The 9,265-nt window shown below is 33.1% G+C and carries 9 protein-coding genes, 1 tRNA gene and 1 other RNA gene; 4 read left to right on the forward strand and 7 right to left on the reverse strand.

The window, feature by feature from the left end; all coding sequences use genetic code 11:
- Positions 1–17: 17 nt before the first annotated feature.
- Positions 18–99, reverse strand: a tRNA-Leu gene (locus BU804_RS04120).
- Positions 100–310: 211 nt separating this feature from the next.
- On the opposite strand from BU804_RS04120, the gene BU804_RS04125 reads away from it, so the two are divergent.
- Both BU804_RS04125 and BU804_RS04130 read left to right on the forward strand, forming a co-directional pair.
- On the forward strand, positions 311–811 hold the full coding sequence (locus BU804_RS04125) for an NUDIX hydrolase (protein ID WP_075883098.1): 501 nt from the start codon (positions 311–313) through the stop codon (positions 809–811).
- An 87-nt stretch (positions 812–898) separates the two neighbouring features.
- Positions 899–1,210, forward strand: coding sequence for a hypothetical protein (locus BU804_RS04130; protein ID WP_075883099.1), 312 nt, complete (start codon positions 899–901; stop codon positions 1,208–1,210).
- Positions 1,211–1,236: 26 nt separating this feature from the next.
- Here the strand turns inward: BU804_RS04130 and BU804_RS04135 are convergent, their stop codons facing one another.
- The 6 genes from BU804_RS04135 to BU804_RS04160 all read right to left on the reverse strand — a co-directional run bounded on the left by BU804_RS04135 (position 1,237) and on the right by BU804_RS04160 (position 7,338).
- Positions 1,237–2,379 carry a cysteine desulfurase family protein gene (locus BU804_RS04135; RefSeq protein ID WP_075883100.1) on the reverse strand — a complete coding sequence of 381 codons (1,143 nt, stop codon included), beginning with the start codon at positions 2,377–2,379 and terminating at the stop codon, positions 1,237–1,239.
- A complete protein-coding gene (locus BU804_RS04140) occupies positions 2,357–3,136 on the reverse strand; it encodes a Stp1/IreP family PP2C-type Ser/Thr phosphatase (RefSeq protein ID WP_079988597.1) in 780 nt (259 codons plus the stop codon). Before BU804_RS04140 ends, BU804_RS04135 begins: the two co-directional genes overlap by 23 nt.
- Positions 3,137–3,386: 250 nt before the next feature.
- Positions 3,387–4,619: a serpin family protein gene (locus BU804_RS04145; protein ID WP_075883101.1), complete on the reverse strand. Its 1,233-nt coding sequence runs from the start codon at positions 4,617–4,619 to the stop codon at positions 3,387–3,389.
- Positions 4,620–4,631: 12 nt separating this feature from the next.
- Entirely contained in the window at positions 4,632–5,507 is an 876-nt protein-coding gene (locus tag BU804_RS04150; protein WP_075883102.1) for a CPBP family intramembrane glutamic endopeptidase, read from the reverse strand.
- Between the two features lie 1,016 nt (positions 5,508–6,523).
- An RNA gene (gene ffs, locus BU804_RS04155) (signal recognition particle sRNA small type) lies at positions 6,524–6,623 on the reverse strand.
- Between the two features lie 61 nt (positions 6,624–6,684).
- Positions 6,685–7,338 (reverse strand): MazG family protein, encoded by a 654-nt coding sequence (locus BU804_RS04160; protein WP_075883103.1) that lies wholly within the window; start codon positions 7,336–7,338, stop codon positions 6,685–6,687.
- Between the two features lie 107 nt (positions 7,339–7,445).
- On the opposite strand from BU804_RS04160, the gene BU804_RS04165 reads away from it, so the two are divergent.
- Together BU804_RS04165 and BU804_RS04170 are read left to right on the forward strand one after the other, a co-directional pair.
- The gene (locus BU804_RS04165) at positions 7,446–7,934 is read left to right on the forward strand and encodes an NUDIX hydrolase (protein WP_075883104.1); all 489 of its coding nucleotides are present in this window, start codon (positions 7,446–7,448) and stop codon (positions 7,932–7,934) included.
- A 363-nt stretch (positions 7,935–8,297) separates the two neighbouring features.
- The gene (locus BU804_RS04170) at positions 8,298–8,615 is read left to right on the forward strand and encodes a DMT family transporter (RefSeq protein WP_075883105.1); all 318 of its coding nucleotides are present in this window, start codon (positions 8,298–8,300) and stop codon (positions 8,613–8,615) included.
- The last annotated feature ends 650 nt before the right edge of the window (positions 8,616–9,265 follow it).

Here is a 9,265-nt window from a genome sequence, read left to right on the forward strand (position 1 = left end):
AAAAGTGTCCTGGAATATGCCCAGAATAGGACTCGAACCTACACACCTTACGGCACCAGAACCTAAATCTGGCGTGTCTACCAATTTCACCATCTGGGCAGATGAATGATAAAGACTATAAAAAACAATACTTTTTGTCAATACTATCGTTAGTTCTCCTTCCCGCAATATTGCTAGAGGAAAATTTACTTGCTATCTTTTCTCCCTGATTCCACGAGGAAAATTGTCAATACAACAATTCAAATTAGTAATATTTTCAACAAAAGTATAAAATATACATTTTTTATTTACCTAAAATAAGGGTATGCCCATGCTCCCTGCTGCAATAGGAATAGTTTTAGATCAAACTGAAAAAAAGATTTTATTGGTTAAAAGAAAAGATGTGCCAGTTTGGGTGCTTCCAGGTGGCGGAATTGAAATAGGAGAAAAGCCTTTTGATGCTGTCTTGAGAGAAATTTGGGAAGAAACCAATCTGAAAGTCAAAGTCATGAGGCAGGTTGCTGAATATACACCAATTAATCGTTTAGCAACCTTGACTTTTGTTTTCCTTTGCAAATTGAGAGAAGGAACCCCTCAGCTATCAAATGAAACGAGTGATATTGCCTTTTTCTCCATTGATGCACTTCCTTCTAGCTTATTTAATCCTCATCGAGATTGGATAGACGAGGGTTTAAAAACAAAATCTTTAGTTAAAAAACCTCTCACTCAAATTACGTATTGGGCAACCTTTAAGTATTTTTTTCAACACCCGTTTTTTTTACTTAAATATGCTTGGACTAGATGGGTTAAAAATAGACATGAGCGAAACTAAAATGACTCAACGCGAGTTTTATCATTTGACAAACCCCTTCCAAAAGAAATAAACTCTGTTCATTAACTATCATTCTTGAAGGCATTGATGCGATCTTTCTTTTATAGAGAAATTTTTATTCGTTCTTGGTGGGTCATCGCTTTTTTGCTTTTGTGCGCAATTTTGTACGAAAGTGGCTTGAAAAAGAAAAATCATGATTTTTTACTTCTAAATAAACAACTAATCAATTTGCAAAACGAAAAACAGAACGCTCTTCAAAAACAACAAGATTTAAAATGGCAAATTAATAGTCAGAGCGACCTAGCTTGGATAGAGCTTACTCTAATGAAGGGGTTAGGTCTTGTTCCTGAAGGAAAGAAAAAAGTTTTTTTTTATCCTCCCGATAATCAAACACACTAAGTTCCTGTTTCCATGCCTCAGCATGTCTAAGTAAAAGATTTGGATTTAAATTTCGTGATAGTTTTAACAAGAACTTGAATCGTTTGTTTAATATCCTCCTCTGTTGTCATACGACCCACAGAAAAGCGAATCGCAGATCCCGCACGTTTATTAGAAAAACCCATATTCAACAAGACACGGGAAGGTTCAAGAGCTCCTGATGAGCAGGCAGATCCATGACTCACAGAAATCCCTTGCATGTCTAACTGCATCAAGAGTGTTTCTCCATCGATACCAACAAATGATAAGTTAGAAGTGTTGGCGATACGGGGAGCATCGCCATTAATGGTCACGTGATCTAATTGATTGATCAATCCCTTTTCTAATTGATCTCGTCTTAAGCGTAATTGATTAGTAATCTTTTCTTGACTTTCCGATAAAATAGAAATGCCTTCTGCTAAAGCAACAATGCCTGCTAAATTCTCTGTTCCTGATCGACGATTTTGCTCTTGACCCCCTCCTATTATCTGAGGCATTAATTTTAACCCTTGTCGAACAAAACAAAAACCAATTCCTTTAGGGACATGCACTTTGTGGCCACTAAAAAACATAGCTGATACCCCTTTAGGAATATTAAACATTTCTTTTCCGAGTAAGGCAACCCCATCCACAATAAAAGGGATTTGAGCCTCTTGAGCAATCGCGGCACAAGCTTCTATATCTGTTTTTACGCCTGTTTCGTTATTAGCAGCCATTAAAGTAATGAGTCGCGTTTGAGATCCAATAGCTTCTTTTAGTTTTTGTGGATCTACAGCGCCCCATGAACCTGTTTTAAGAAACGTGACAGAATATCCTTGTTTTTCCATTTCTTTCAAAACTTCATCAACGCAGGCATGTTCGACATTTGATGAAATGATCTGTCCCAAAGAAAAACGTTGAAGAACCCCCTTAATAAGAAGATTAGCTCCTTCTGTTCCGCCTGAAGTGAAAATAATTTCTTGTGGTTTGACTTTTAGAAAGCGAGCAATTATTTGGCGACTTTCTTCTAATTTTTTACGACAGAACTGCCCGTGATAATGAACGCTTGAAGGATTTCCCTCTTCTTCTTGAAGTTCTTGGATCAAAACTTTCAAAACGCGAGGATCGATCGCGGTGCTAGAATTGCAATCAAGATAGACTCGCCGATTCATATTTTCCCTGAACTTTAATAACCACAACTGTGATGTTATCGTGTCCTCCTCTCGATTTCGCCACTTTTACCAATTTTTTGGTAACTTCATCATCAGGAGTATCTGATAAAATTTGTTGAATGTCTTGAATACTTAATAAATCACTTAATCCATCTGTACACATCAAAATAACATCACCTACTTCAATGGAATCTATTTTGAGGGAAGGTTCGACAAAAGGTCCTGTACCAATTGCTTTAGTAATGATATTTTTATAAGCAAATTCGCACGCTTGATGTTCGCTTAACTGACCTAATTCAATAAGTTCTCGAAGCAGAGAATGATCTTGAGTAATTTGCTTTAAATTGTTATCTCTCAATCGATAAATTCGACTATCTCCTACGTGTCCAAAAATCACCCCTTCTGAATGTAGGCAAACACAGCACAATGTTGTCCCCATTCCACGAAGTATCTCTTGTTCGCGGCCCATTTTATAAATGTTGTAGTTGACTTCCTGAATGGATTCTTTGATCATTTCGAAAGAAGATCTGATATCTTTTGAGCAAAGACTGAATTTTTCTTTAAACTTTGCGCAAAGTTGGCTGACAGCTTCCTTTGAAGCAACTTCGCCGGCACGGTGTCCGCCCATTCCATCTGCTAAAACAAAAAAATGATCTTCTAGAATTTGTCCCCAAGAATCTTCATTATTTTGCCTAACAAGACCAACATCTGAGATGCCATAAACTAAGGTTTTATAGAACATTCCTTGAAGAGCCATAATAAAAGGTAAAACCTAAAATGGGGTCGTAAAATCATTAATATCTCTATTAACAAAAAAATACCGTTGAGATACTTTTAAGAGTGATTCGAAATTAATCAAATTTCTTCTCATTTTCAAAAAAGTCAATGAGCTTTACAACTTTTTATTATCATTGGATGCAATCGTTGACTTACCTATACCAACCGTAAATCTCTTTCATCATAATAAATAAAACTTTTTAAGGATAGTGATACCTTTTTTAAAAAAATTATGGCTGCAAAACACGTCCTATGCTCAAAACAGAATGCGTCGATCGTTCGATAATCAAAAAAAAGAAAGGATGATCAATCAGTAATTCTTGCAGTGAAGAATCTTCTGGTTCTTCCATATTTACCCCCCAAGCTTTTGAATCACTTCCTTCTTCTGCAATATGAATTAACGTTTTGTGGATGGCGTGATTAAGTTGCAATTTTTCTCTAGTGATTCCCGTTAAATCAGCTTGTGGAGTAAATAATTCTTTGGCTCCCATCGCTTGTAAAACAGAGTTTAATTGCAATTTTTGCTCTATTCTAAAACGAGGCAAACTAAGCTTGATACACTGAGAAGCCAAATTTTTAGTCCAATTTTTCCAGTTTTCTAAGTTTAATTCTTCAAGAATTGTTTGCCATCCCATCTTCTCTTTAGGAAGTAAAATAACAAGGGAAAAATCAGGGGTAGTACCTTCTTGCGTTAAATAAGGAATTTCAATCATCGTTAATTTTTCCGTTATCAAAATTAGATACTGACCCAGCGTATGCATCATATCTACTTGTCTGACTTGGCTGGAGTTAATATAAAAAGGTTTATGTGTTGTTTGTCCTACCGGAAACATTTTTCTCCAGGTCCCTTTTAAATAAAAACTTGTCGTCAAAATAAATTGGTTATTTTCTGAAAATGCTTGGGGGTTGACGATATTATGAATACGATTATCTGTCTGTTTTAGAGTCCAATCATTAATCTCTTTTAAACTATTAACAAAGTTTTCTTTAAAATTAATTTTTTGAAGTTCTGAAAAAAAATTTTTTTTATAGGCATATTGATAAGCAGGGATGACTGATACATCTTTTTGTAACCAAACCGAATTTGCTAAAAAGACTTGAGATCCATTTTTTTCTTTAGGGATGGTAACAAAAAATTGATCTAAGCTACCAATAAGAGGATTGAAACTCATAGGATAATTTAAAATCTGCCGAATTTGATTTAAGGTTGTCCCTTTTGCCCCAAGAGCTAATCGAGATAAACCAGACGCAATACTATAAGAAGAGCAAACAATATTTCCTTTATATTGCTTGTTTAAATGTTGTAATAACGCAAAAGCAAAACGATTATTGCCATCGACGACAATATTAAAATGTTGGTCTTCCGTAGAAACTTTTGCATTTGTTAAAGTCTCTTGTTCTTGAGAAAAAAGATGACTCATCATAGAAATCAACAAAAACACACTCGCTCGCATATATTTCATTTGTTTACCTTTTTATTTCGACATTAAAATAAAAATGACGCTCATCATATTAAAAAATCCGTGAAGTCCAATAGATGCCCATAACGAACCTTGTTTTTCGTAGATGAATCCCAAAAAACTAGAAAGAATAAACAGAGAAAATAACAATTCAATATTTGTAATTCCTTGTTTAGTAGAAAAATGAAATAGGGCGAAAATCAAAGAGGTTACTCCAATTGCTAAAGAAGTATGTTTGAATTGACTTTTCAACCAATTTTGTAAAAGTCCCCTAAAAAGAAATTCCTCTGTAATAGGCACAAGGACAATAATTTCCAGAGCTGTTACTGAAACTAAAAGAGGACTTGAGAGAATGCGTTTAAAATTTTCTACAACAATTTGTTCTGTAGCCGGTTGTTTAAAAATCACTAACATCAAAATTGCAAGCAGTTGGCTTAACACCATCACAAAAGGATAACTAATTAGCCAAGCCTGTATCCCAATACTCAATTGCTTGTACCAAACAAGGGGAGTTTGTTTAAAAATCTGCAATCTTACATTAAGATTCAAGTCAAAATAAACCATTAAGACAGCTAAAAAACCTCCGAATATAATCAGAACATTAACCCATCCTTTCGCTATACTAGATAAATGTTGTAAGCTAATATCAAAAAAAATTTGAGTTATCACCTCAAGCAAGGCTGGAAATACAATCAATTCTGCTAAAATAAAAGCCATGAAACCTTTTAAAACACTTTTCCCGCTAATCACAGGAACACAAGTAAAGGGAAAAGGGCGAAAAAACCCTTTATGCCATGCAAAATATCCTGTGATAATAGCTAAAATTAATCCAAAAGCTAATGTATTCACGTGTTGTTGAATATGTTCTTGAAGTTCTACATCACCTAACATCTGTCAAACTCGTTTGTAGTTATGGGTTCATCGCATTTAATTATAGTGCGGGTTGACCTTTATCAAAAAACTCTTTTATATAAATTATTCTGTGAATGTTGACTAGTTTTACATGTATTTTAAAAATCATTAAAACTAATTCCATATTAGTAGCTCCTAACCATTCCCTTCTACATCTATCTCACGAAAAAGAATGCGAGCAATCTTTGAAAGAATTTGGTTAATTAATCTTGAACAATTTACTTCTCTTAGAAACCGAACGCAAAAAGAGTGCTTAAAGATAATTTGGACATGACTCACTAATTATGTCGAATTAAATGGTGGAAAATTGCGAAATTGGCTGAGATGAGGTTTAAAAATCAATTGCTTGAACTATCACAGAAAACTATCTAAAAAGACTTCAAACATATTCTATGCATCACATTAATCTAAGTAAGGATTATGCCTAAAACACATCTGGGCGACTATGCTTATGATTTTGTTATTTGTGCAGAATTGATTGCGGAACCAAATAAAAAAGATTAACGATTATTCTTTGCATAAGTTAGCTAGGATTGCTTAATCCTTATGGGCACTACCCTTCTTTTTTCCTATGAAATTTATACAGAATTTGAGATCGTTGACTCAAAAAAATAAGCTACCATGCTTTTTTTCTTAAACTCGAAAAGCTTTACAATATCCCCTAAAATGCGCCTAAGCATCGCAAGATCCCTCACTTTAAACAAACTAAATTCAAAAATGAACCCGGCTTAAAAAACTTAGTTTGCTCTTCAAACAAAATTTCCAGTGATCTATTTCTAGTCTATTCTCAAACTATTTAGCCAATTACTTCTTAAATCATCCCAAAATAACCTTTCTTTTTTACATACAGAGGAATCTATATGCGAATTTATTTGGAGTAACAAAGAACTAGTCATTACAATTTTCTTCCTAAGCGAAAAGCATTCGTAGCGATAGCTGAAAAGGAAAACCTGGTTGAAGAAATCAGAAGAAAGGAAGTTTGAGATTAAAATAAAAAAACCGGAGATTATCTCAAGGCATAAAGTATGATTCTTAAGGCTGCTACATTCCTGTCCTGACCTGGTTCGAACTAATTTATTCCATGAGGTCCCCGGTTAAACTTTATTTATCGGTAAACTCTAAGAAAACTTTATTTTATAACGAATTGGGTTTTCTATCAAGCAGATTCTGCACGTTTTTGAGCACTTTCCCACTGACGAAATTGTTGTTCTAATTGAGATAGCATTTTACGAAGTGTTGTTTCTACCTCTATTCCATTTTGAGAGGCCTTTTTGATTAAATTTAATAAGTCTTGCGCAAATAGGTTCTCTTGGGAAGAAAAATGTCCTCGATTTTGCCATGCAAAATCGGTTTTTTCAAATTCTTTAATCATTTTCTCTGCCCGCGCCAGTGAAGGGAAATCTTTAGGAATCCCGTCCAATACACTCTGTCTCCACCGATTACCTTTTTCATTTTTCTTAATTATTTCCCATTGATGCTTCACTTGTGCAACTGAATCAAGCTGAACTTCTTCAAAAATATGAGGATGCCGCCTAATCAGTTTTTCATTAATCTCTTTCAACATATCATGCAAAGAAAATTTTTTGTCTCGTTCAGCCAGTTTTCCTAAAAAAATCACATTGAAACAAAGATCGCCAAGCTCCTCTTTAATTTTTTCATTGTTTTCAAGATCGATGGCTTCTACTAGTTCATAGACTTCTTCAATAACTGAACTTCGCATCGATTGAAGCGTTTGCTCTCGATCCCATGGGCAACCATTTGGGGCTAACAAACGTTCAATGGTGATAATAAGAGCTTTAAAATCATCCATTTGGTTTCTCCTTTAAATAATGGGACGAAAAAATCAACAATTCGTTAACATCAATTGCAGAAATATTTTTTTTTAAAATTAGAGTCATTTGAATTTGGATTTATTACATGAATAAACAGTTTACAGCAAGTGTTTACATTATTAATAATCAAAAAATTTTGTTAATTAAACATCCTAAACTTCAAAAGTGGCTTCCTCCTGGTGGACATGTAGAAAATAATGAAACACCAGTAGAAGCAGCTCGTCGGGAGGTGAGAGAAGAAACAGGTTTGGAAATTGAATTGATTTCCCAAGAAAATATTTGGGTGAATTATTGGAATGCAAATAGCTTTGAAAGACCCTATTTATGCCTACTAGAAGAAATCCCCCCTTATAAAGATCAACCAGCGCACCAACACATGGATTTCATTTACGTAGCAAATTTAATCTCCGCTAAAAGCTCATCGCCAAGCGAAACTTTAATTTATCAGTGGTTTGATCAAAAGAGTTTAGATTTACTCGAACCCGATGGCGATATTTTCAAAGAAACGCTACAAGTTCTTCAGCACCTTTTGGCTACTTTTTGCTCCATTCCTAAAAAATTGATTTCTAATTAATGCTGGAGATTGTGACTCACAAATTCAACGCTTTTTTAAAATATTACTTTTTACCCAAAATAGAGAGAAATATTTAATTTAATCTCTGTACCAAGTTACTTAGAGAATCAAATGCTACATAAACCACTTAAAAATTATTAATTATTTTCGACTCAGTGCGATCCAAGCAAACACTAATATTTCAATTTAATATAATAAAAATGAACAGGATGACACCCAGCTTCATTTAAAAACAAAACGAAAGGCAAAAAATTTAGCACTTGAAATTCTTTAAGGTTTAATCTATCAAATGATTCTTATAAAGGATTTTACCCGAGACATTACTTGTAATTCTTTTTAACTATTTACTTGTTGAGATTTAATTTGGGCTGGATATATTTATTGATTGCTGGTTTATTTGAAATAGGATTTACGACTTTTCTAAAGTTGTCTAATAATTTTACTCGTTTATGGCCAACAGCTATTTTTTTTATTTTCTCGGTTTGCAGCTTTTTAGCCCTTTCCTTAAGCTTAAAAACTATTCCATTAGGAACAGCTTATGCTATTTGGACTGGCATGGGAGCAGTGGGAACAGCTGTGATTGGTATTCTTTATTTTGGCGAGTCAATAGATTTTTTGCGTCTATTTTTTATTGTCTGTCTTATTATTTCTATCATCGGACTTAAAATAGCTTCTGCATAAAACATTAATAAAATATTTAACTAAAATTTTTTGCCTTAAGTTTTTTTTATCTAAACACAAGCAAAAATTTAGAGTTGAAGAACTTTTTTTTTATAAAAATAAAGAATCAAAATTTCATCCTATGGCAATAAAAATTTATAGACGAATAAATTCTTGTAAACTATTCCTTCCCCTATTCCCCATTCAAATCCAAAACTTAATTCAAACCAAAGTATACAAAAGTAAAATATATATATATTTTTTAGAGCATAATTGATCATTGGTGTTTATACAGTTTTTCAAACTTTATTAACTTTTGGTTTAGATTTCTTTTTGAAAATATAAATATTTTTAAGTCGCTGCGGATCAAAATCATGCTTTAAAAGTCTATTTTGCTTTAGCAACTTTTTTTTGCTATTATCGAAAATTATTTAATGTTAATAAAGATAATTATCAAATAAATATTAGATATTAAATTATTTTTTATTCAAATTTGTTGTGATAGCTATAAACTTTTCGCCATTTTTCTAAAATTTATTAATACTAATTTATTTTAATTATTATCGAATAGCTTAGGTGTTTCTCACTATTGAAAAATATTTATTTATATTTCTCTAATTAAAACTATAAATCCTAACTAATAATCCAGATATTATTCAAAATAAATGAAC

Source organism: Candidatus Protochlamydia sp. W-9 (assembly GCF_001950615.1).
Lineage (GTDB): Bacteria > Chlamydiota > Chlamydiia > Chlamydiales > Parachlamydiaceae > Protochlamydia > Protochlamydia amoebophila.